Genomic DNA, 486 nt, shown 5'->3' with positions numbered 1-486 from the left:
CGTCGAGCAGGCCGTTCAGCCGGTCCCGGGTACCTCTGAGTTCGTCGATACGGCCCTGGATCTCGTCGAGCAGCTCATCGAGCCGCAGTCGCGGGAGCCGGGCCACGTGGGTCTCGTCGCCGTCCACGCCCATGGGCACCTCCGACGGCCGGAAGGAGACGAGGAGCGCTCACCGACCGCTCTCCCAACGTATCCCGCGCACTCCGTCGCCTCATGTCGGGAAGCGCGTGATGAGGGGGCGCGGGGCGGGTACGGAGCAGGTAGAGAGCGGTACCGCTGACCTCTCGCAGACAGGACACGCCATGCTCACGCAGGAACAACAACAGCTCACGGCGGTGGTGACGTCGCTGGTCGAGGACGCCGTCGCCGCGCCGTCCATGCACAACGCCCAGCCCTGGAGATTCGTCCACCACGCGGGCTCCGGGCTGCTCTCCCTGTACGGCGATCCGGAACGCACACTGCCGGTCGGTGACCCGGACCGGCGGG

General features: G+C 69.5%; 1 pseudogene. It reads left to right on the top strand.

The features are described from left to right. Positions 1-302: 302 nt before the first annotated feature. Positions 303-486 (top strand): annotated as a pseudogene (locus tag AB0C16_RS40455) (hypothetical protein); the annotation flags it as partial.

This window comes from Nonomuraea sp. NPDC048916 (assembly GCF_040649575.1).
Lineage (GTDB): Bacteria > Actinomycetota > Actinomycetes > Streptosporangiales > Streptosporangiaceae > Nonomuraea.
The sequence above is the reverse complement of the archived record's forward strand: the minus strand, read 5'-3'. Positions and strand labels throughout refer to the sequence as shown.